The following is a 22,929-nucleotide window of genomic DNA, read 5'->3' as shown; positions in this document are numbered from 1 at the left end:
AGAGGAGAATGCCGAAATATCGATACTGGAGGATTTTAGATGATGGATATAAGATTAGCCCGAATCGATGATCGGCTGGTGCATGGTCAAGTAGCCACTACTTGGACGAAAATTACTGGAATCAGCAGAATACTGGTTGTGAGTGATGAAGTTGCAAATAGTGATCTGCGAAAATTTCTGCTCATGCAGGCTGCACCGCCGGAAGTCAAAACGAATGTCCTGACTGTTGATAAACTGCTTCAGATCTCGGATCACACTTTATTAAGTAATGTAAAAGTCATGCTCTTATTTACAAACCCATGTGATGTAGCCCGACTGGTCAAAGCAGGTATTAAAATCGATACCGTCAATATCGGCGGAATGAAATTCTCAGAAGGCAAGAAGATGATCACGAACTTCATCTCAGTCGATGAGGAGGATATCAAGGCATTCAACTATTTAGCATCGCAGGAGATTGAACTGGAAATCCGGAAAGTCCCCAGCGACCGTAGAATCAGTCTGACAGAAGTTCTGAAAAAAGCGGAGTAAGTGGATAGTTTCTGAATCTGATTTATCTGGATAAGAAAAGAGTATAGTATCGAACCTTTTGTGTTCAAACGATCAATCAGCAGTCGTTCTCATATTCAGCGACTGCGTAAAAACTGAAATAACGATACTGCCAATCGTTATTAGTAGGAGGGAACTCAATGGTAGGAATTATTCTAGCAAGCCATGGAAAGTTTGCTGAAGGGATATTACAGTCAGGATCTATGATCATCGGCGAACAGGAAAATGTTGCAGCTGTTACACTGATGCCAAGTGAAGGACCAGATGATATCCGCAGAAAAATGGAAGAAGCCATTGCTTCTTTTGACACAGACGAAATTTTGTTCTTAGTTGACTTATGGGGCGGTACTCCGTTCAATCAAGCCAACACATTGTTTGAAGAACATAAAGACAAATGGGCGATCGTTGCCGGCATGAATTTGCCAATGGTCATCGAAGCTTACACATCTAGATTTTCAATGGAAAAAGCACAGGATATTGCAGCGGCGATTATCAGTGTTGCGCAAGACAGTGTTAAAGTAAGACCGGAAGAGTTGCAACCGGCTGTTGCAGAAAGTGCTTCAAATGGCGAAGAACCAAACCAGCCATTACCAGAAGGAACGGTAGTTGGAGATGGCAAGATCAAGATCGGACTTGCACGAGTCGATTCAAGACTATTACACGGACAAGTAGCAACAGCTTGGTCAAAAGATGTGAATCCAACTCGAATCATTGTTGTTTCAGATGAAGTTTCTAAAGATGAGTTAAGAAAATCTCTGATTACACAAGCTGCACCTCCAGGGGTAAAAGCAAATGTTATTCCGATTGATAAAATGATCGAAATCTGGAATGACCCAAGATTTGGTAAAACGAAAGCTTTACTATTGTTTGAAAACCCTACTGATGTGTTACGAGTCGTAGAAGGCGGCGTAGAGCTTGAAGAAGTTAACGTTGGATCGATGGCTCACTCAGAAGGAAAAGTAATGATCAACAATGTACTTTCTGTAGATCAAAAAGATGTAGATGCATTTGAAAAACTGAAATCTTACGGTGTAAAATTTGATGTCCGTAAAGTTCCAGCGGATCAACGCAAAAACATGGAAGAATTATTAAGAAAATCAAAACTGACAAGATCAGTATAATTGAGGAGGCAGTAAATTATGGAATTTATTTCTATTATTTTAGTATTATTAATCGCATTTATTGCTGGGGTAGAAGGGATTCTGGATGAATTTCAGTTCCACCAACCTATCGTAGCTTGTTCACTAGTAGGCTTAGCTACAGGTAATCCGACAGAAGGATTATTATTAGGAGGATCACTGCAATTGATCGCTTTAGGTTGGATGAATATTGGAGCAGCTGTTGCACCGGATGCTGCTTTGGCTTCAATCGCTTCAGCTATTTTAGTAACTATGCGTGGCGCATCTGTTACTGATGGTATTGCTTTAGCCATCCCATTAGCTATCGCTGGTCAAGTATTAACTATTTTTGTTCGTACAATCACTGTTGCGGCTGCACATGCTGCAGACCAAAAAGCAACAGAAGGTTCTTTTAGAGCAGTTGAGTTTTATCATCTAGGCTCACTAGTTCTTCAAGGGTTGCGTATTGCTATTCCAGCTGCATTGATTTTATCAGTTCCAGCTGAGTACGTTACAGACGCTTTAAATGCCATTCCAGCTTGGTTGACTGGCGGTTTAGCTGTCGGTGGTGGATTTATCGTAGCTGTAGGGTATGCAATGGTTATCAACATGATGGCAACACCGAAACTATGGTTATTTTTCGCACTTGGATTTGCTCTAGCAGCTGTTTCAGAGTTAAACCTTATCGCAATGGGGATTATTGGAGTTGTGTTAGCACTTCTTTACATCCAGTTTGCACCGGAGTTTAATCAAGGCGGCGGCGGTGGAGGCAACTCCGGCGGCGGAGATCCATTAGACGACATCTTGAACGATTATTAAAAAGGAGCGTTGTAAAACATGGCTGAAAACAAAAAGTATAAATTATCAAAAAGAGACCGTTTGAACGTGGCATGGAGAAGTCAATTCCTGCAAGCTTCATGGAACTTTGAACGTATGCAGAATATTGGCTGGGCATATGCAATGATTCCCGCATTGAGAAAACTATATTCTTCTAAAGAAGATCGTGCTCAAGGGCTGAAACGCCACTTAGAATTCTTTAATACACATCCTTACTTGGCATCTCCGATTTTAGGTGTTACATTAACGCTTGAAGAAGAGAGAGCTGCTGGTAAAGAGATCGATAATGCTGCGATTCAAGGGGTAAAAATTGGTATGATGGGTCCTCTTGCAGGAGTAGGAGATCCTATTTTCTGGGCAACGGTAAGACCTGTATTAGGAGCTTTTGCTGCTTCCCTAGCATTAGGAGAAAATTGGTTAGGACCAATCATTTTCTTCCTGGTTTGGAATCTTATTCGTATGGCGTTCCTATGGTATACACAAGAATTAGGGTATGTACAAGGTGGTAACATTACAGAAAACTTAAGTGGCGGGTTGATGCAAAAATTAACACAAGGCGCTTCTGTTTTAGGGATGTTTATCATGGGGATTCTGGTTCCAAGATGGACGACAATGAATTTTGCCTTGCCGCTAAGTAGTGTAAATCTGCAAGAAGGCGAATACATTGACTTTGACGGAATCGCTCAAATGGCGAATGAAGGAGCACTGACTGGCGACTTTTTACAAGGGGTCGTTCAAGACATCCAAAATGGGGTAAGTACTTCACCTGTAGAAGTTACGACACTGCAAAACACTTTAGACACACTGCTTCCTGGTATTGGACCATTGCTGTTGACGCTAGCGTGTGTGTGGTTGCTTCGTAAGAAAGTCAGCCCTATCACTATTATCTTTGGACTATTTGTCATTGGTATTTTAGGATTTGTTTTAAAAATCTTTGCATAATCTATATTAATAGAAACTCTAAAAAGCTGTACGACCTTTTTTAATAGGGCGTACAGCTTTTTTATTCGAATCGTTTTCGCTTAGAAGAAGAAGGGATATTCAGCTGTTTCCGGTATTTTGCAACGGTTCTTCTAGATAATTCTATTTTTTCGGCTTGCAGCAAGTCAACGATTTTCTGATCGGATAATGGTTTCTGCTTATCTTCCTTTTCCACTAGTTGGAGAATTTTCTGCTGAATAGAATGGGTTGAGATATCACTGTCATCTTCTTGTGCTAGTTTTCTGGATAAAAAGAATTTGAATTCATAGATACCGGAATCTGTCTGAATATATTTTCCGTTGATCGCACGACTGATCGTTGATTCGTGCAGATCTAATTCTGCTGCTAGTTCGCTCAGTTGTAAGGGAACTAGAGAATTTTGCTGATCAAAAAAGAAGGCTTTCTGTTTGCGAATAATTGCTGTCCCAACAAGCAAGATGGTTTCCTGCCTTTGTTGAAGATTGGATTGCAAGGTCTTGTACTCCTGTTGTTTTTTCTCTACATAACTAGTCACTTCTTTGTCCTGATGACTTTTCAGTTCCAGGACATATTCAGTATCAAATGTAAGAATTGGAGTATATTGCTTTGCCTCTTTGATCACCAGTTCTTCGTTTGCCAATGTTACGATCAAGTCAGGGCGGATAGAAAGATCCACAACTGGTTGAAATTGTTGTCCAGGTAAGGGATCTAGTTTTTTGATATAGTCAGCTACGGCTTGTACTTCTACCAGAGAGATATCATATTTTCGCGAAATCTCTTTCCACTTGTGCTGCACAAATGCATCAAAAGAATCTTCCAGAATAATATAAGCAGTTCGGGGGGCAGTGTCATCTCGTTCTGTCTGAAGCATCAAACACTCCTGAAGTGAACGAGCAGCGACTCCTGCAGGTTCAAGTTGCTGCAGTAAAACCAAAGCATCCAACAAGACGGTTTCTTCAATCTGCGTTTCCTGACTGGCTTCTTCTAAAGTCTTCTTTACATAGCCCTTTTGATCTAATTGATTGATCCAAAAGAAAATCATTTCTCTAATCATATTGTCTCGGTAGGTCATAAAAACTTGTTCGATCAAATGATCTCGCAAACTGATCTTGGTGTCTGGAATCCAAGAAAGATCCTGATCTGTATTCTGCTGCTCAGTCCCGTTAAAGGGAATACTTATATCAATAAAAGGGTTTTCAAGAATTTTTGCGTTAAAAAATTCCTTCAACTCTTCCTGATTAAACGAGAGCATTTTTATACGCTGCAGCAGCATAGGGTGCAGCTGCTGCTTTTGAGATAAATCGAGATGTTGATTCAATCCCATTTGATTGTTCCTTTCTATTGCCATTCCATATAAGTTGCTGTTAACCCTTTTATATCTTTAGTTTATAGTGTTTACTTTGATACTTATTAAGGATACTGATGAGTTCTGATTCTTGTTTTGTTGTCAATGAAGTAAATTTCACACCATATTCAATGAACTTATCATTTTCTCTAGGGGCTTTTCGGATAATGAAACCTTTCAAGTGAAATTCTTCCCCCTCCAATTCGAATATAAATGAGAATTTCTTATTTTGAGATACCGGAAACTTCTTTTTGCTCATAAACGACAGGCCGCTTCCGCTGATATTGACTAAAATAATGGTAAACATGTTTTTATAGTTATCATTATAAACCATAGTGGCTTTTTCAAACCCTTTTATTTTAACTCTGAAAAGCCTTCTTTTATTGATCATATCGTTTTGCATCCTCTCACACTTAATCCAAGACCGCTTTTTAAAGAGGTTTTGTCTTTTACCGCATAGCATATGTAGGGCTAGATATCTCATAATAACCAGATAGTCTATGTAATTTCGCTACTCTAGTTTAACATAAAAACGGTTATGAAAAATCAATGTAAAAAAAAATAATATGCAAAAAATCCTCTCTATTCTAGTTTAAATAGAATAGAGAGGATAAAAATGATTTTAAAGAGATACGGAAGAAGGCTCTAACGCTTCTTTTGGTACGCCGAAGAAGTAAGTAGCGATAAATCCGCCAGCATATGCAGCAAGTAAACCTAAAATGTATGCCCACCATAAATTGTCAACAATTAAAGGAATAAGAGCTACGCCGCTTGGTCCAATAGCACTGGCACCGACTCCGCCAAATAATCCGATCACAGCGCCGCCGATTCCGCCGCCGATACAGGCAGTGATAAAAGGTCTGCCTAACGGTAAGGTAACGGCATAAATCAATGGTTCACCAATTCCTAAAATACCAACCGGCAAAGCCCCTTTGATCATCGTGACCAGTTGTTTATTTTTACGAGCTTTTACCCATAACGCCAAAGCGGCTCCGACTTGTCCAGCTCCAGCCATCGCAAGGATCGGCAATAGTTGAGTTGCGCCAGTCTGTTCGATCATGGTTACATGAACCGGCGTTAAGATCTGGTGCAGTCCGAACATGACCATTGGCAAGAAAAGAGAGCCGAGTACAAATCCTGCTATGGCACCGCCGACACCAAGAATCCATGAGATAAATCCGACAAGATTGGTTGAAATAAATCCAGCTAACGGCATAATCAAGAAGATGGTCGCTAATCCAACGACGATTAAAGTGATCGTAGGCGTTACGATAATATCGATTGAATTCGGGATGAATTTACGCAGCCAGTGTTCTACAAGAGACAAGATCCAAACGGCAAAGATGACACCGATGATTCCGCCTTGGTTAGCAGTAAGTGGCTCGCCTGTGAAAATGTTGGGTAATGGCAGTTCTTCACTGATTGAAGTCAAGTAAACGATCCCGCCGATAATTCCACCGAGTCCTTCAGTCGCTTTAAATACTTTTGCTGCATTGATCCCGACGTAAATATTTAAGAATCCGAATAAGGCCCCTTGGATCAATCCAGCGATTGATACGAGATATTCAAACCCAACGCCCGAAATAGTGCCGGCCGTCAGTAAGTTGGTAAAAATCGAAGCTATACCTCCAATAATTCCAGCACCTACAAACGCAGGAATCAACGGAATGAAGATACTTGCGATCGAGCGCAAGATTTTTTTCAATGGTGATTGTGGGTTATGTTTTTCTCTTTGTGCTGCCTTGTTCTGAGCCGTCAGTTGGTCTAAATGATCTGTATCTTTAGAGAAAAGTGCCTGATCTTCAGAAGGAGAACCTTCTTCTTCTACAGATAAGTCTGCGATCGAGCCCATCTCATTTGCCACTTTAGCCGCTAGTCCAGGACCTAAAATGATCTGATAAGTATCTTCCTCAACGGTTCCTAATACCCCATTGATTTGTTTAACGCTTTCATCATTCACAAGGCTAGGGTCTTTTAAGTCTATCCTGACTCGAGTCATACAATTGATCAGAGTATTCACGTTGCGGGTACCGCCGATCTGTTCGTAAATCTCTTTAGCAATTTGCTGTTCATTCTGCTTTGCCATACTGCTTCCTCCTATTGTAAAGTTTATGTAAGTTCGCTACATCTTTATCCTATCACATTATAAAAGGAAATCAATAAAAAACATTTTCAATATTAGGTTATTTAAAATGAAATTTTATTTCAAAAGTAAAATAGGCGATTACAAAAGATTCTAAAGTAATCCTTCTTTTAACTGAATAATATAAGGCGGTGTCAACTGCTCAGCTATGATATACTACATTCATCAGTACTTAAACATTTCACAGGGGAGCGCTATAAATGAAATTTCAAGAGTATACTTATGAAAGACCGGACTTCGATGCTTATAAATCAAAAGCAGCAGAGATTATAAAACAGATTCAGTCTGCTGATCAAGCGGAGTCTGCAATCGATTCAATCAATGAGATGTCAGAACAAATGTCTTCATTGGAAACGATGATGACACTGGCTTCCATTCGCCATTCCATTAATACAAAAGATACTTTTTACGAAGCAGAGGATCAATACTGGAATGAACATCTTCCATTGTATCAAGAAATCGATACGGACTTTTACCGTGCAGTAGTGGACTCGCCTTACTATGAGACAATCGAACAATATTTTCCTAAAACGTATATCCAGAATATGCAGTATGAATTACAGTCATTTGATAAATCAGTCATTGAGTTGCTTCAGAAAGAGAATCAATTGAGTAGTGACTATCAGAAACTTATTGCTTCTGCAGAAATCGAGTATGATGAAAAGAAACTGACGCTTGCACAGTTTGGACCTTACCTGCAAGACACGGACCGTACTGTTCGTCGTTCTGCTTCCGATGCACAGTGGAGCTTTTTTGAAGAAAATGAATCCAGATTTGATGATATTTACGATCAGTTAGTAAAAACCCGAAACGAGATTGCTAAAAAGCTGGGCTTCAAAGACTTTGTTGAACTAGGCTATATTAGAATGAAACGGTATGATTATAACCGTGAAATGGTAGACGTGTACCGTAAACAAGTTCTGGAATACGTTGTGCCTGTGACGACTAAACTAGCGGCAAAACAATCCAACCGTATTGGGATACAAAACATGAAACACTACGATACTCCGCTTCAGTTTCTAGATGGCAATCCAGTTCCTCAAGGGGATCCTGATTATATTATTAAACAAGGAAGAAAAATGTACCACGAATTATCTTCAGAAACCGGTGAATTTATCGACTTTATGTTTGATAAAGAGCTGGTGGATCTGTTGTCAAAAGAAGGGAAAGCGGGTGGAGGGTACTGTACGTATATACCAAACTTTGATTCTCCATTTATCTTTGCGAATTTCAACGGAACAGCAGGCGATATTGATGTATTGACGCATGAAGCAGGGCATGCTTTCCAAGTGTTTTCGTCTCGATGGATCAAACAACCGGAAATTGTCCTGCCGACATTTGAGAGTTGCGAAATCCACTCTATGAGTATGGAGTTCTTCACTTATCCATGGATGGAACTGTTCTTTAAAGAACAAACTGAAAAGTATAAATTTGATCATCTAAGCAGCGCATTGAGATTCTTGCCATATGGTGTGCTGGTGGATCACTTCCAGCATGAAGTTTATGAGCATCCGGAAATGACACCGGAAGAACGCAAATCGACTTGGCGCAAGCTGGAAAAACAATATCTTCCAGAAAGAGATTTTTCAGATAATGACTTTTTAGAAAAAGGAACATTCTGGTTCCGTCAAGGTCACATTTTTGGAACGCCGTTTTATTACATTGATTATACACTGGCACAGATTTGTGCACTGCAATTCTGGAAACGCGCACTGATTGACAAAGATGACCAAGCTTGGGCAGACTATCTGGAAATTTGTCGTGTAGGCGGTACTCAAAGCTTCCTGGAAATCATCAAAACAGCACATCTGCGTTCGCCATTTGAAGAGGGTTCATTAAGCGGTGTCGTTAAAACGATTGAAGAAGAGTTAGATAAAGTAGACGATACAACATTATAAAATAAAAGAGTGTACCTCTATTTCCCATGTCTGGAAAGCGGAGCGTACACTCTTTTTTATGAATCAGTATCCAGTTCATCTAATGTCTGTTTTAATGTATCGGTTTTTTGAATGGTCTCATTCAGTTCTTGCTCTAAGTCTTGAATTTCTTGTTCCAAAAATTCAAGACTTTCAAACGCCTTATCAAGTGTTTCACCAACATCAGGTTCATCCGGACGTTCTGCTGGTTTATCAGGATGGACACCATGCAGCATCCACGGAGAAGGCAGCTCAAACGGATGGTCAGCTGGTAAAAGCGCTGCTTCTTCCCGAGTCAGATCGATCCAGAGAATGGTTTCAGGCTGATCTCTTTGGATGCCTTCATAAACTGAAGCAACTGTCGTCCAAAAACCCTCTTGTTCCATGAAGTCGCTCCACGGATAGGTGATATGCAGATAATGATCTCCTTTGTCTTCCTCCCATAAGATCAGATAGCGGGTTTGAGAAGCATTTTCATAAAACTGCCAGTTTCGAACAGTTTCTTCTTTGAATAAATCCTCTGAAGCTGGAAAAGGATAGTAAGCTTCAAATGGGAAAATTGTTTCAGGAAAGTCTTCATTTAAATAAGTCCGCTTCAACCATTCCAGTTTACGTCCGATATTTTCGATTTTAGACCAGGATGCTGCCTTTGAACTGACTAAAGAAGACAAATTAGTTGTTTGTGCAGCAAATAAGGTAATAACATGCGGCAGACCAATTTTTGCAAGGACTTTCTGAGCTGAATGGTTATGTGCTTCAGTGTTGGCGCCGACAAAGGATACATCCTGTAATTGCAGTGCCTGGTCTTTAGCATACTGTAAGATTTCCGTTCCATAGTTGTTTCCTCTAAACCGTTTATCACTGCGCAACCGTCCCAGCATAATATAGTGATGAGCAAAAACAGTATAGCCCGCTGTGCTGACAAGCTGCTCGTCAATAAATAAACCATATAATCGATTTTCTCCGCTAGTTAGCCCTGGAAACAGACGCAGCATATAGTCTTCTTGGAGTCCAGTTTCCATTGTTTGATATAAAGAAAAATCTTCTTTCGCTAGGGGTCTGATCTGCTTATTCATTAAAAACTTCCTCCTGATCAGGTAATATCTTCAGAGCACCAAGCTGATATCCGATGAACATATAATTTTGTTTCAGATACATCTCTCTTGGCGTATCATCTCCATCGGCAACTAAGATCACACGCTTCTGCTGTGATTCAGCCAGCTGCATCACTTGTTTTTGCAGGGCAGTAGCGACGCCTTGATGACGATAATTTTCACTAGTCAACAGGTCATCGATTTCTACAGTCTTATCTCCAACAATAGCGGTCACCGTCCCGACGGCTGTACCATCAATAAAGGCAATATAAGGAACGATAGCAGGATCATCAACCATAGCTGCATACATTCTGCGTTTGAGATTTACAAATTCCTGTCCATGCAAGCGGTCAGCCGGTTCATTCACTTGATAGAAATCTTTCAGAATTTGTGCACTTAATGGTTCTATGGTAATTTCTGAATCTGTTTTTCCGGCTTTAAATTGAGCGGGCTCTATCGAATAGAGTTCAAGCATTTCAATTTGATATCCTTCTTGTTCAAAATAAGAAACAATCTCAGGAGTGAATCCTTTATTTGGCGGCCAGTAAAACTTCAAATGCTTCAATCCAGCATCTAGGTGGTAAACCAGCTGCATTTGCTCAATTAATTCAAACTCCGCGATTGTCGGCTGATACTTCAGCCGGAAAAAATTGGAATCATATCTCTCTGGTAAGTTTTCGTTAAAGAACTGTTCAAAAAATTCATTCTCATCGATCATTGTACTGTGCGTATGCAGTAAGTTGAATTCGTTCATAAGCTGTTTACCTGCTTTCTATGGCTTACTTTTAATATCTATTTTCAATAACAGTTTGAAACATTGTAAGAACTTCTATCAGTATACTGTATTCACTGAAAACTATGCAATCCTGTCGGCGGTCAATCTGGATAATCATAAATCAGAATGCTTGTTTACTCAAGTTTCAGTCAGTATACCTTATAAAATGAGAAAACGTTCATTAAGTAGATAGGTAAGATAACTAAAGTTATAATTTGCTGGACAATTTACTGAATTAACGACATTTTACAATAGGATTATCAGTGAATCATCCTTATGTCCATATTACATTAAGAAAGTGAAAACAAGATACATAAGCATTTATTATAGTCATCGAAGTGGTTTACAAATTTGCAAGTGTAATCAGTACAGCTTTTTTACTTCATTATGCTAATATGAGAATATAAAAAACTTCTTATCAGAATAAATATACAGAATACGCTTCATAATCGTACATTTATTCCACTATAAGAACCTACTAAATATGGAGGAGTGAGTTTAATGGAAAGAAAATACAGTACATTATTGATCCCCTTATTTGCGGTGCCGATCGTATTAGCAGCCTGCGGAACAGGTGGTACTACTTCAGGACCTTCTTCTGATGAAAATCCTGAAAGCGGTGTTAATGGGGATGTGGTCACCATTGACTTTTTCAACCAGAAGCCTGAGATTACCACTCAATTGGAAGAATTAGCAGATATGTACAGTGAGGAAACTGGCGGGAATACAGAAGTTACGATCACGACGGTTGGGAGCGGTGAAGGTTCTGCAGGACTGCAGGCTCGTTTTGCTTCTGGAAATGAACCCGCACTGATGATGTTGGGTGGACTTCCCGAGATCGAGCGATACAGTGATTCACTATTAGATGTGACAGAACTGGAAATGACCGATACGATCATTGATGGCATGCTGGAAGGTGGAACTATTGAAGGAACGCCTTTAGGGGTGCCGCTTAATATCGAGGGTTTCGGATGGATGTATAATAAAGAGATTTTTGAAGCAGCAGGTGTTGATCCTGACTCCATTCAATCTTATGAGGATTTTGTATCCGCGGTAGAGACACTGGATAGTCAGAAAGAAGAACTGGGCATTGAAGAAGTCTTTGCTTTCAGCGGCGGAGAAAACTATATTGTCAATCAATTTTCTGCTAACTTTACCAGTCCGGAATTTAATGAAAGTATCATAGAGTCTTATGAAGCACAAGAGCTGGAGTGGGAATACGGAGATCAGATGAAGAAATATACTGACTTATTCAATCAGTATAATGTTCAACCGATTTTAACCGTTGACTACAGCCGGTCGGTAGAAGAACTGTTTGTTAATGATCAGGTAGCAATGGTACATCAGGGGATTTGGATCGTTCCGACATTGAATGAGATTGATCCTGCGTTTGCTCAAGAAAAACTAGGGATGCTGCCTGTGTACGGAGAAAATGATACAGAAGGCAAGATTATTGCCGGAGCACCATTCTACGTGGGGATTAATAAAAATTTAGATGAAGCTGTCGTTGAAGAAGCGAAAAACTTCTTGGACTGGATGTATACTTCTGAAGAAGGTAAAGAGATGATCACTGGAGATCTTGCTTTTGTTCCTGCACAAGAAGGGTATGATCCTGCGGATATTTCTGATCCAGTTTCCAGTGATTTGTATCAATCGCTTTTAGATGGTGAAACGGGAGCCATGACTCATAAGCAATATCCAGACGGCTGGTTCCAGCAAGTACTGTACCCTGAATTCCAGAAATATCTGAATGGTGATCAGACATGGGAAGAATTCGAAGAAAATACAGCGAGAGCTTTTACAGAAATGCGGTGATTGAATGAAAGGTAAACACAATACTTTGTATTATTGGGCTTTTATCTTGCCCTCGGTTTTAGTCGTATTAGCAGTAATTCTGATCCCCTTATTGCTGGGGATCGGAACTTCTCTAACAAACTCAGACGGTTATACAGCTGCATTCACTGGGTTGGAGAATTACCAAAGATTATTAAGTGATGAACAATTTTTATCCAGTTTATGGTTTACAATTCGTTTTTCATTTGTCGCAGTTATTTTGATTAACGTTATCGGGTTGGGATTGGCACTCGTAGTTACACAAAAACTCGGCAAAGTCAGTACATTTTTCAGAACAGTGTTTTTTATGCCGAACTTGATCGGCGGAATCATTCTTGGATTTATCTGGCAGTTTATTTTTGTCAGAGCGTTCGAGGGAATCGCTGGAGCTACTGGAATCAGCTTTTTCAGTGGCTGGCTTGCCGATTCAACAACAGGATTTTGGGCATTGGTGATTGTTTTTTTATGGCAGATGAGCGGTTATATCATGATTATTTACATCTCCTTTTTAGCCAATATTCCAAAAGATTTGATAGAAGCAGGGTTTATTGATGGGGCGAATGACTGGCAGGCATTCTGGCGAATCAAATTTCCAATGCTTGCACCGGCGTTTACGATCAGTTTATTCCTGACTTTGGCAAATGCCTTTAAAGTTTATGATATGAATCTAGCTTTGACAAATGGTGCACCATACGGTTCTACTGAAATGGTCGCTATGAACATTTACAATACAGCTTTTTATCAATATCAACAAGGTTACGCTCAGTCAAAAGCAATCGTATTTCTAGCGCTGGTTGCAGCCATTTCGCTTACTCAAATCTTCCTGACACGAAGAAAAGAGGTTGATTTATAATGAGTAGAGAGAAACGACATAAAGCGCTGGTTATAATCTTAGGATTAATTGTTTCCCTAACATGGATTTATCCGTTTGTGATCATCTTTTTCGGATCTTTCAAGAACCGCTCCGAAATTTTTACCAACACATTATGGGCACCGCAAGAAGTTGTTACAACCAATTACCCGACTGCTTATGAGAGTCTGCAATTTACCATGAGTTTTTTAAATTCACTGCTCATAACAACAGTCAGTATTGTAGTGATCGTTATTTTTTCTTCAATGGCAGCTTATGCTTTAGCTAGAAGGAAAAGTAAAATCAGTAATCTAATTTATTTTATGTGTGCTATCACGATGCTGATACCGTTTCAGTCGGTTATGATTCCTTTGGTCAGTATGTTTGGTCAAGTGGATTTGCTGAATCGTTTTGGATTGATCATTATGAACTGGGGATTTGCTACTAGTATGTCTATCTTCTTGTATTATGGTGCTATGCGGTCAATATCTGTATCATTAGATGAAGCGGCTTACTTGGATGGCGGCAATCCATTGCAGATTTTCTGGAAAGTAATCTTTCCTATTTTGAAACCAACGACTGTAACCGTCATTATATTAAATGCCATTCGTCTCTGGAATGACTTCTTGCTGCCTTCGCTAGTCATCAACCAGGATGGGATGCGTACTATTCCACTTAGAATGTACTATTTCTTTGGCGAATATACAGTTCAATGGGAACTGGCCTTAGCCGGACTCGTTCTGGCGATTATTCCAATTATTATCTTGTATATCTTCCTACAGAGATATATTGTAGAAGGTGTTACGGAAGGTGCTACAAAAGCGTAATGAAATAGATAAGAAGAGAAGAGAGCAGCCGTATGTTTCGGCTGCTTTTTTACTTAGATAAAAATATTAATAGCTGAGATAGATTTGTCAATTTTTGTTCACCGAGGACACGCCGTATAAGCACCAGTTATATTAAATTGTGACTGTTATAAAAGTCGTCGTTAAAGGATTTATGATAGAATTACACGTTCAAAATTTCGTCAAACATCACAATTGTATAACAAATCCTAGTGGTTTTTGTCATGAGATTTAAATCTTACGGCATAGGAAATCATGATAGGATAGATTTTGTCAGCGAGATGCACCCGCAGATCACTGAAAATATCATGAGTAGAATTAGGAGTAATAGAAGTGCTTAGAAAAAAATTATTCATAGTTGCGGCAACAGCAACCTTATCCTTACCAGTATTCGTACCTACAACTGCTTCCGCTCAAACATCAGATCGTTTGGAAGAGCTGCAGCAGCAACAGCAACAATTAAATGAACAAAACAGTCAATTAAATGATCAAATTCAAAATAAAGAATCTCAAATGCAGAACTTGCAACAAGAACGAGAAAAACTAGAATCAGAAGTCAAAGGACTTCAAAAAGATATTGATGCATTGATCGTCAATATTAAAGATCAGGAAAAAGAAATTGAACGTATTGAGAAAGAAATTAAAAGACTGCAAGAAGAAATTACTCAACTTAAAGAGCAGATCGAACAACGTAATAAACAATTGGAATCTCAAGCACGTTCTGTTCAGACTCAAGGAACAGCGACAGATATCATTGATTTATTGATGGCTTCAGAAGACTTTTCTGATTTGATCGGCCGTATTGGTGTGGTAACCCAGATCGTTTCTGCAAACCAAGAGATCATGCAGGCACAAATCGATGATCAAAAAGCAATGGAAAAAGCAGAACAAGATATTGAAAAAGAACGCCAAGAAGTCGAAGCGGTTAAAACTCAGTTAGAAATCGACCGTAATAACTTAGTTGCACAGCGTATGGAACTGGATGACAAAATCGTTCAAGTCGCTGAAAAATTCAATATGACAGAACAAGAAAAAGCTTCATTTGTAACTGAGCAAGCAATAGTTGCAGAACGTACAAGTACGTTGAGTGCAGAAATGAAAAAGGAACAACAGAGAATTATTGAAGAAGAAAAAAGATTGCAGGAAGAAAGACGCTTAGCTGAAGAAAAACGTCAAAAAGAAGCAGCGGAAGCTCAGGCTCGTGCAGAAGCAAAAGCGCGTGCGGAAGCTGAAGCAAAAGCGAAGGCATCTGCAAAATCGTCTGCATCAACTTCTAATTCCGGCAGCAGCAAGAAAACTGAAGAAGTATCTAAGCCGGTATCTAAACCAGCATCTAAACCTGTTCAAAACTCTTCTGGGTGGACTAGACCAGCAAGAGGAAGAATTTCTTCTCATTTTGGGTATAGAATTCATCCTGTAACAGGTAAAAGATCACTGCATAATGGTCTTGATATTGCTGGAGGCGGTCCTATTATCGCAGCCAAAGCAGGTACAGTCGTTCAAGCTACTTATTCTGGAACTTACGGGTACATGGTATTGATTGACCATGGTAATGGTGTATCCACTCGTTATGCTCACATGCAGCCTGGACTAAGTGTAGCTCCTGGACAAAATGTATCACAGGGACAACAACTTGGAATCATGGGTACGACAGGTAGATCAACAGGTGTTCATCTACATTTCTCAGTACTGATCAATGGTAGTCCAGTTAATCCAATTTCTTACATCGGAGGATAGTAGGAAAGTGAAAAGAGGTGCTTACGAGCGCCTCTTTTTATATATACTGGATACATATTATGATAAACTAAAAGTCATAAGAACGATTGAGAGGAAGCTTCCATTGGAAAGAATTGAATCATTAAAGAACCAGAAAGTTAAAGACTGGAAAAAACTTCAGACTAGAAAAGGGAGAAAAAAAGCTCAACAATACATCCTTGAAGGGTTTCATCTAGTAGAAGAAGCCGTAAAGGCAGGTGAAGAAATAACCCACTTACTGATTCGTGAGGATATCCTGCAAGATAGCCTGAAGTTAAACTGGGTGAATCAGCTGTCTGCTGAATGTATAGAAATTACAGATTCAGTTGCTAGAGACATGGCAGACACTGAAACTTCACAAGGGGTATTTGCTGTTGTAAACATTACAGAGAAAATGATTCCGCAAGAGATTCACAGTCCATATCTGTTTCTTGATGCTGTTCAAGATCCCGGCAATGTGGGAACTCTGATTAGGTCAGCTGATGCTGCCGGATTCGAAGGTGTTGTATTGGGAGAAGGTTCCGCTGATCTATATAATGCGAAAACATTAAGGGCTGCGCAGGGCAGTCACTTGCATTTACCAGTTTACCAAGCAGATTTAAAAGAGTGGATCAAGAGGTTTCAAACGGAAGGCAGACCTGTTTTTGGTACAGCTTTGGACGATAGAGCAGTACCTTATAATGGAGAAAAACAAATAGAACCATTTGCATTAATAGTAGGAAATGAAGGATCCGGTGTCAGCTCTGAACTCCTGCTGCTGACAGATAAGAATCTTTATATTCCGATCAAAGGACAAGCAGAGTCCTTAAATGTGGCGATAGCTGCAAGCATCTTAATGTTTTCTCTGTATGCATAAATGTGTACCATGATAAAATTTTAAAATATTACTCATCATAAATATAACGGAAATTTGACAATTTCTGTTATATTTTTATGTAATCGCTTTTAGATAGAGTTTCATCTTTGCATTTAGATCAGTTTGGAGTAAGATAGACAATGTAAATCACATTAAAAACAATGATTGTCTAACATAATGAACTGTTTTATATCGGAAGCAAAAAGGAGACGTTTCATGGAATTTGTTGAATCGATCTGGCAGCAAGACCAAGATTATATGGCTTTGATTGCAGATTTAATTGAAAACAAAGACTTGTTAAAACTGGATGATATTACGCATCATCACTATACAACCAGATTAACGCATTCGATCTTTGTATCTTATGTGAGTTATCGTATTGCTAAAAAAATGAATTTGAATGTCAGAGCTGTTGCTCGCGCAGGACTGCTGCATGACTTTTTTCATGAAGGCCGAGAAGAAATTGCTGCAATGGAGCTAGGATCTCATAACTGTGTGCATCCTAAAATCGCTGTAGAAAATGCAGAAAAAATTACACCGCTCAATGAATTAGAACGTGATATTATCTTAAAGCATATGTTTTTGTGCTCAAAAGTCGGTATGCCGCGTTATAAAGAGAGTATGATTGTAACGTGTGTAGATAAATACTGTGCAATTTATGAAGTCTCACAACCGCTTCGTGCGAAGACAAAAACAAAAGTGACAGACTGGGTCTCTAGATTGCGTTTAGTCAACGCTTAAAATTAATATAAAAAGCTAAGCATTAGAAGGAGTTTGCCTCTAATGCTTTTTTTGGTGCAAAGGAGACTGAATAGCTATACTAAAAAAGCCCTGTACAGAAAATTGTACAGAGCTTTAAACTTATTCTATATAGAATTAGCCATTTACAATGGTACCACCATTAATATGAATCGTCTGACCCGTTACATAACTTGAATCTTTTGTAGCAAGATAGACATAAGCGGGTGCTAATTCAGAAGGTTCGCCCGGTCTGCCCATAGGGACACTGCCGTGTTCTTCATAACTGCTGCCCATTGTTGCGGGAATCAGTGGTGTCCAGATTGGTCCAGGTGCAACAGCATTAACTCGAATGTTCTTTTCAAGGACTTCTGAATTTTGAGAGAATGATCTCGTGAACGAAATGATCGCGCCTTTTGTAGATGCATAATCCAGTAATCCTGGAGAGCCTTTATAAGCCGTTACGGACGATGAATTGATAATCGATCCATTCTCTGCCATGTGAGGAAAAACCTCTCTCGCCCAATAGAACATACCAAAAATATTCGTTCTAAAAGTTCTGTCCAGTTGTGCTGCCGAGACATCCAGAATACTTTTTTGCGGATGCTGTTCAGAAGCGTTATTAACCAATACATGGATTTTGCCCCATTTTTCTGTGATCTCTTTAACAGTGGACTGAACAAAAGCTTCGTCACCCACATCTCCGGTATATAACAAAGCTTGAACCCCCAGATCTTCGATATCTTTTTTGATACTTTGAGCATCTTCTTTATCTTCAAGATCAATCAGTGCAACGTTCGCGCCTTCTTTAGCATAAGCAATGGCCACTGCTCGGCCAATTCCACTATCTGCACCGGTAACGATGGTGTTGAAACCTTTCATTTTACCCGCTGGACGATATTCCGGATCATCTACTTGAGGAACCGGATCGAGTTTTTCCCGATCATCCGGCATAAGATAATCCTTTTTAGGTTCTTGCGTCTCAATCTTTTGTTCATCAGTCATTTTTTCAACCTCTTTCTTTATTAAGTTAATTATTTGTTTGTCTATTTTTCATATCACTATATAGGTGCATCTAATAATACTTCTTCGGTTTCTAAGTCGATAACTTTAAACCGGTTATCTTCTTTGGTAAAAATGCTTTTAAATCTCTGTGTACCTTCTTCTACAAAAACAATGATTCTAACGCCATAAGAGTCTTCGACTAAATAAGCATCGAATTGAGATGGATCGAAAACATCTTGTTCCTCAAATTCTTCATACTGTGTTATATCAGAAATGATTTCCGATTCATCTAGCGACTCAGAATTGACCGGAGCTAATTCTTCGTCTGTTGCGCCAGCGTCAGAAACCTCTTCTTCGACAGCTGCTTCTTCTTCTTGAGAAAGCGTGTCTTCTTCAGAAACTTCCGATGTACAAGCGCCTAATAATACCGTTGCCAAACTAAGTGCTATCCAATTTTTCATCTCGATCTCTCCTAAGATTGATTGATTACTGCCAGTATACAAAATAAGCCTTTCAATCACAAAGAATAGGACTGAAAGGAATTTCGAGCTGTCATCTTTGAAAAAGTAAAGTGAATAGGGTAATGTAAAACTAATAATATTATCTTGAAACGAATAACGTAATTCGCTATGATTATGGAGGAAATTCATCTGTCCACTGAGAAGGTTCTATATTAAAGATGAAAACATTTCTTAGGAATAACGCTTTAAATCAGCTTTAAAAGTCTGAATAAAATACTAGGTTTGTAAAGGTTTATTGAGAGGTTTAAAGTCAGGACTTATAGCAGAGGTGCAGGTCTAATGAATAAGAGTTCATCTTGATTGCATGCTCAGAGCGTGTTTTTTTTATGGAGAAATCAGGGATCGAAGCAGAAGAAATAATCAGTAATACACTCAGGGGTTTTTGTGTTCTTAGAAGCGTTATTTAAGCGCAAAACCTTGTGTGTGTGAATTCTAGTGGAGGTGAAGCATATGGATGCTGTTCCCAGTTCGAATCAGATAATGAAAGAAAATGAAGCAATGTCAGATAAGCAGCTTGGACATATGTCTTCGCTAAAATATGAATCCGAAATGAGTGGCAAGTATGAAAATAGTAGAAAATACAGAACGAAAAAATTACGATGAAATTTTTCAGGCAGCTAAGCAGAACGATCGAGAAGCATTCCGCAAACTATTTCTGCAGCTGCATGACCGAGATCAGCATGAAATTTTTCATCTATTGTATCCAGAAAAAAAAGCAAAAATTTCTGAATTTCTTTCCCCAGAAGAGTTTGCTGAAGTATTTGAATGGATGGAAATCGAAGATCAGGAAGATGCTGTTCAGTATCTTCCTGATGCTTATATGGCTAAAGTCTTTAATCATATGGCAGCAGATGATGTTGCGCATTTTTTAACCAACAGCGAGGATACTGATAATCAAGCTTTACTGTCAATGATGAATAAACGAGAAAGCGACCGGGTACAGGAGCTGCTGTCTTATGCACCAGAAACAGCAGGATCCATTATGACAAAAGAGTTTATCTCGATCAACTACAAGTCTACGACCAGCGACGTTATTAAACGACTGCGCCAGATCGGGCATCATGCTGAAACCATCTATTACTTGTACGTAGTAGATGAAAAATATCGGCTGCTGGGCGTTCTTTCCTTGAGAGACTTGCTGCTCTCTTCAGAAGAAGAAACGGTTGAGTCTTTGATGTATTCGCAAGTGGTCTCAGTCCGAGTGGATGAAGACCAGGAAAAAGTTGCCCAAGTCATCCAAGACTACGACTTGCTGGCATTGCCGGTTATTGCGCATGATGGAACAATGCTTGGGATCGTAACGGTCGATGATGTCATGGATGTCATCCAAGACGAAGTAACAGAAGACTTTAATGAATTCGCCGGTATCAGAAGAGGCGGAGACGACAGAAAAATGACGCCATTTAACGCAGCAAAATCAAGAGCACCATGGATTATTATTTTACTATTTCTAGGTCTTATTACCAGCAGTCTGATCAGTTATTTTGAAGATACGCTGGAATCTGTCGTTATCCTTGCTGCATTTATTCCTATGATTATGGGGACTGCCGGAAATGTGGGGACGCAATCACTGGCTGTGGCAGTCAGAAATCTCACAGTCGATGATAATGACAAAGATAATTTCATAAAAACGGTTAAAAATGAACTGAGTGCTGGAATGATGATCGGTGTAATGGCAGCAGTAGTGCTGCTCGGCATTGTCATGGTTATATATGGCAATCTGATTCTTGGTATTATCATTGGGTCTTCCATTTTCTTATCCGTAAGTCTAGCATCAGTGATTGGAACAGTTATTCCGGTCGTCATCAACAAATTTAAAATCGACCCGGCAGTGGCTTCCGGACCTTTTATCACCACGCTGAATGATACGATCGGGCTAGTCGTTTACTTTACGATTGCAACTTCTTTACTGCAATATTTATAAATACGGGTGAAAAATTTGAAAGATTGAACAAACTGTTTAAAATTTTAGGAAATTGTTTTATCTTTTCTTACAATATAGAACGATTGGTGTTATACTGATAGTGTTTGAAAGTAGAGGTGAACATACATGATTGAAGCTACACAAAATAAAATCATCTGTCCTAAATTTGAACAAACTTTTTCTATTTTAGGTAAAAAATGGACTGGACTTATTATTGATGTTTTGTTGGATGGACCTCGTCGGTTTAAAGATCTTTCTCAAGCTATTCCCGACGTTAGTGATCGTGTGCTTGTAGAAAGACTTAAAGAACTTGAAAAATCAGAAATCGTCACAAAAGAACTGAACGAAGATTGTGATTTGAAATCTGGCTATTGTCTAACAACGAAGGGACATGCATTAAAAAACGTGATGCAAGAAGTCCAAACATGGGCGGACGACTGGATCAGCGAAGAAGATTGTCACAAACATGCGTAAGCAATCGATAAACAATCAGCAAATAATTGAATAAGATAAAACTACTGGTGAAAAAGAGTAATTGAGCGGACTATTAAGAGATCGGATATCAAAGGCTGCAAGTATCCGAATAGGAACCTGAATGAAGTTCACTTTCATCGTACAAGAGTCAGCTTTTCTTGATTCTTTATAAAGTAGATTTCGATCATTTTAAAAGAAATCTCGGTATGCGCCGTTATGCAAAAGTGTAAGACTAATCGTAATTGGTTTTAAACAAGGGTGGTACCGCGTGTTGACCTCGTCCCTAATTGGGATGGGGTCTTTTTTTATACAAAATTTATCATTATTAAGGAGCAAAAGAATGGAATTAAAGGATAAATTAACAGCCATTGCTGAAAAAGCATCCAGTGAAATCAGAGTCGTTTCTTCATTAGAAGAATTGGAAAATCTAAGAGTCTCATACTTAGGGAAAAAAGGCGAGATTACTCAAGTTTTAAAAGGAATGAAAGACTTATCAGCCGAAGAACGTCCAGTTATTGGGCAGCTTGCCAACCAAGTGCGTGACCAGTTGACTGAGCAGCTGGCTGTGACCAGACAGAGAATCGAAACAGAAGCGTTAAACAAACGATTAGCTGAAGAAACTTTAGATGTAACACTGCCCGGCAGCAAACCGAAAAAAGGTCAGTCACATGTCATTACTCAAATTATGGAAGAAATAGAAGATCTATTCTTAGGAATGGGCTATCAGATTATTGAAGGAAACGAAGTAGAAGAAGATTATTATAACTTCGAACGTGTAAATCTTCCGCAAAACCATCCCGCAAGAGATATGCAAGATACATTCTATATCACACCAGAAGTACTGTTGCGTACGCATACATCACCTCTTCAGGCAAGAACGCTTGAGCAGCATGATTTTTCTAAAGGACCTCTGAAAATGATCAGTCCCGGAAAAGTGTACCGACGCGACACAGATGATGCGACTCACTCACATCAGTTTCATCAAATCGAAGGAATGGTCATTGACAAGCATATTACAATGGCAGATTTAAAAGGAACACTTGAAACGTTAGCGAAAAAAATGTTCGGCGAGAATCGAGAAATCAGACTGCGTCCAAGCTATTTCCCGTTCACTGAACCTTCTGTCGAAGTTGACGTAAGCTGCTTTAAATGCGGCGGTTCAGGATGCAGCGTATGTAAAGGAACGGGTTGGATCGAAATACTAGGAGCCGGTATGACGCATCCTGAAGTACTGAAAATGTCTGGAGTGGATCCAGAGATTTATGGCGGATTCGCATTTGGTCTAGGTCCTGATCGGATCGCTATGCTGAAATACGGAGTTGATGACATTCGAAACTTCTACTTGAATGATCAGCGTTTCTTAGAACAATTCAAGGTGAAAGGATAAGATAAAG

The 22,929-nt window shown here is 39.3% G+C and carries 21 protein-coding genes; 14 read left to right on the top strand and 7 right to left on the bottom strand.

The features are described from left to right. Positions 1-42: 42 nt before the first annotated feature. The 4 genes from B6F02_RS08270 to B6F02_RS08255 all read left to right on the top strand — a co-directional run bounded on the left by B6F02_RS08270 (position 43) and on the right by B6F02_RS08255 (position 3,443). Entirely contained in the window at positions 43-528 is a 486-nt protein-coding gene (locus tag B6F02_RS08270) for a PTS system mannose/fructose/N-acetylgalactosamine-transporter subunit IIB (RefSeq protein ID WP_080147412.1), read from the top strand. Between the two features lie 158 nt (positions 529-686). Next, positions 687-1,667, top strand: a complete 981-nt coding sequence (locus tag B6F02_RS08265) for a mannose/fructose/sorbose PTS transporter subunit IIA (protein WP_080146881.1) — start codon at positions 687-689, stop codon at positions 1,665-1,667. 18 nt (positions 1,668-1,685) lie between these two features. After that, on the top strand, positions 1,686-2,483 hold the full coding sequence (locus tag B6F02_RS08260; protein WP_080146880.1) for a PTS mannose/fructose/sorbose transporter subunit IIC: 798 nt from the start codon (positions 1,686-1,688) through the stop codon (positions 2,481-2,483). Between the two features lie 18 nt (positions 2,484-2,501). Then, complete coding sequence (locus B6F02_RS08255; RefSeq protein ID WP_080146879.1) at positions 2,502-3,443, top strand: PTS system mannose/fructose/sorbose family transporter subunit IID; 942 nt, start codon at positions 2,502-2,504, stop codon at positions 3,441-3,443. A gap of 61 nt (positions 3,444-3,504) precedes the next feature. On the opposite strand, the gene rpoN is transcribed toward B6F02_RS08255, so the two are convergent. The 3 genes from rpoN to B6F02_RS08240 all read right to left on the bottom strand — a co-directional run bounded on the left by rpoN (position 3,505) and on the right by B6F02_RS08240 (position 6,892). Further along, positions 3,505-4,785, bottom strand: a complete 1,281-nt coding sequence (gene rpoN / locus B6F02_RS08250) for an RNA polymerase factor sigma-54 (protein WP_179128552.1) — start codon at positions 4,783-4,785, stop codon at positions 3,505-3,507. Between the two features lie 49 nt (positions 4,786-4,834). After that, positions 4,835-5,197, bottom strand: a complete 363-nt coding sequence (locus B6F02_RS08245; protein WP_179128551.1) for a PilZ domain-containing protein — start codon at positions 5,195-5,197, stop codon at positions 4,835-4,837. A gap of 231 nt (positions 5,198-5,428) precedes the next feature. Next, the gene (locus B6F02_RS08240) at positions 5,429-6,892 is read right to left on the bottom strand and encodes a PTS transporter subunit EIIC (RefSeq protein ID WP_080146876.1); all 1,464 of its coding nucleotides are present in this window, start codon (positions 6,890-6,892) and stop codon (positions 5,429-5,431) included. 257 nt (positions 6,893-7,149) lie between these two features. On the opposite strand from B6F02_RS08240, the gene B6F02_RS08235 reads away from it, so the two are divergent. After that, positions 7,150-8,847 (top strand): M3 family oligoendopeptidase, encoded by a 1,698-nt coding sequence (locus tag B6F02_RS08235; RefSeq protein ID WP_080146875.1) that lies wholly within the window; start codon positions 7,150-7,152, stop codon positions 8,845-8,847. 56 nt (positions 8,848-8,903) lie between these two features. Here B6F02_RS08235 and B6F02_RS08230 read toward each other — a convergent pair whose 3' ends face one another. Together B6F02_RS08230 and B6F02_RS08225 are read right to left on the bottom strand one after the other, a co-directional pair. Continuing rightward, positions 8,904-9,941 (bottom strand): GNAT family N-acetyltransferase, encoded by a 1,038-nt coding sequence (locus tag B6F02_RS08230; protein WP_080146874.1) that lies wholly within the window; start codon positions 9,939-9,941, stop codon positions 8,904-8,906. Then, positions 9,934-10,713 carry a GNAT family N-acetyltransferase gene (locus tag B6F02_RS08225; protein WP_080146873.1) on the bottom strand — a complete coding sequence of 260 codons (780 nt, stop codon included), beginning with the start codon at positions 10,711-10,713 and terminating at the stop codon, positions 9,934-9,936. The genes B6F02_RS08230 and B6F02_RS08225 overlap by 8 nt, the downstream gene beginning before the upstream one ends. 522 nt (positions 10,714-11,235) lie before the next feature. On the opposite strand from B6F02_RS08225, the gene B6F02_RS08220 reads away from it, so the two are divergent. The 6 genes from B6F02_RS08220 (at position 11,236) to B6F02_RS08195 (ending at position 17,614) form a co-directional block, all read left to right on the top strand. Next, a complete protein-coding gene (locus tag B6F02_RS08220) occupies positions 11,236-12,549 on the top strand; it encodes an ABC transporter substrate-binding protein (RefSeq protein WP_080146872.1) in 1,314 nt (437 codons plus the stop codon). Positions 12,550-12,553: 4 nt separating this feature from the next. Further along, on the top strand, positions 12,554-13,420 hold the full coding sequence (locus B6F02_RS08215) for a carbohydrate ABC transporter permease (protein WP_080146871.1): 867 nt from the start codon (positions 12,554-12,556) through the stop codon (positions 13,418-13,420). Further along, on the top strand, positions 13,420-14,244 hold the full coding sequence (locus tag B6F02_RS08210; RefSeq protein ID WP_080146870.1) for a carbohydrate ABC transporter permease: 825 nt from the start codon (positions 13,420-13,422) through the stop codon (positions 14,242-14,244). Before B6F02_RS08215 ends, B6F02_RS08210 begins: the two co-directional genes overlap by 1 nt. A 351-nt stretch (positions 14,245-14,595) precedes the next feature. Continuing rightward, a complete protein-coding gene (locus tag B6F02_RS08205; protein ID WP_080146869.1) occupies positions 14,596-15,999 on the top strand; it encodes a peptidoglycan DD-metalloendopeptidase family protein in 1,404 nt (467 codons plus the stop codon). Positions 16,000-16,102: 103 nt separating this feature from the next. Continuing rightward, complete coding sequence (locus tag B6F02_RS08200; RefSeq protein ID WP_080146868.1) at positions 16,103-16,873, top strand: TrmH family RNA methyltransferase; 771 nt, start codon at positions 16,103-16,105, stop codon at positions 16,871-16,873. Between the two features lie 216 nt (positions 16,874-17,089). After that, positions 17,090-17,614, top strand: a complete 525-nt coding sequence (locus B6F02_RS08195; protein ID WP_080146867.1) for an HD domain-containing protein — start codon at positions 17,090-17,092, stop codon at positions 17,612-17,614. Positions 17,615-17,749: 135 nt separating this feature from the next. Here B6F02_RS08195 and B6F02_RS08190 read toward each other — a convergent pair whose 3' ends face one another. Both B6F02_RS08190 and B6F02_RS08185 read right to left on the bottom strand, forming a co-directional pair. Next, complete coding sequence (locus B6F02_RS08190) at positions 17,750-18,616, bottom strand: SDR family oxidoreductase (RefSeq protein WP_080146866.1); 867 nt, start codon at positions 18,614-18,616, stop codon at positions 17,750-17,752. Between the two features lie 56 nt (positions 18,617-18,672). After that, positions 18,673-19,077 (bottom strand): hypothetical protein, encoded by a 405-nt coding sequence (locus B6F02_RS08185; protein WP_080146865.1) that lies wholly within the window; start codon positions 19,075-19,077, stop codon positions 18,673-18,675. Positions 19,078-19,699: 622 nt separating this feature from the next. On the opposite strand from B6F02_RS08185, the gene mgtE reads away from it, so the two are divergent. The 3 genes from mgtE to pheS all read left to right on the top strand — a co-directional run bounded on the left by mgtE (position 19,700) and on the right by pheS (position 22,922). Next, positions 19,700-21,061 (top strand): magnesium transporter, encoded by a 1,362-nt coding sequence (gene mgtE, locus B6F02_RS08180; RefSeq protein WP_080146864.1) that lies wholly within the window; start codon positions 19,700-19,702, stop codon positions 21,059-21,061. A gap of 129 nt (positions 21,062-21,190) precedes the next feature. Next, positions 21,191-21,535, top strand: a complete 345-nt coding sequence (locus B6F02_RS08175; RefSeq protein ID WP_306293722.1) for a winged helix-turn-helix transcriptional regulator — start codon at positions 21,191-21,193, stop codon at positions 21,533-21,535. Between the two features lie 340 nt (positions 21,536-21,875). Next, entirely contained in the window at positions 21,876-22,922 is a 1,047-nt protein-coding gene (gene pheS / locus B6F02_RS08170) for a phenylalanine--tRNA ligase subunit alpha (protein ID WP_080146862.1), read from the top strand. Positions 22,923-22,929: the final 7 nt, after the last annotated feature.

It is taken from the genome of Marinilactibacillus piezotolerans (assembly GCF_900169305.1).
Taxonomy (GTDB): Bacteria; Bacillota; Bacilli; order Lactobacillales; family Carnobacteriaceae_A; genus Marinilactibacillus; species Marinilactibacillus piezotolerans_A.
This window is presented reverse-complemented; position numbering and strand designations above follow the sequence as displayed.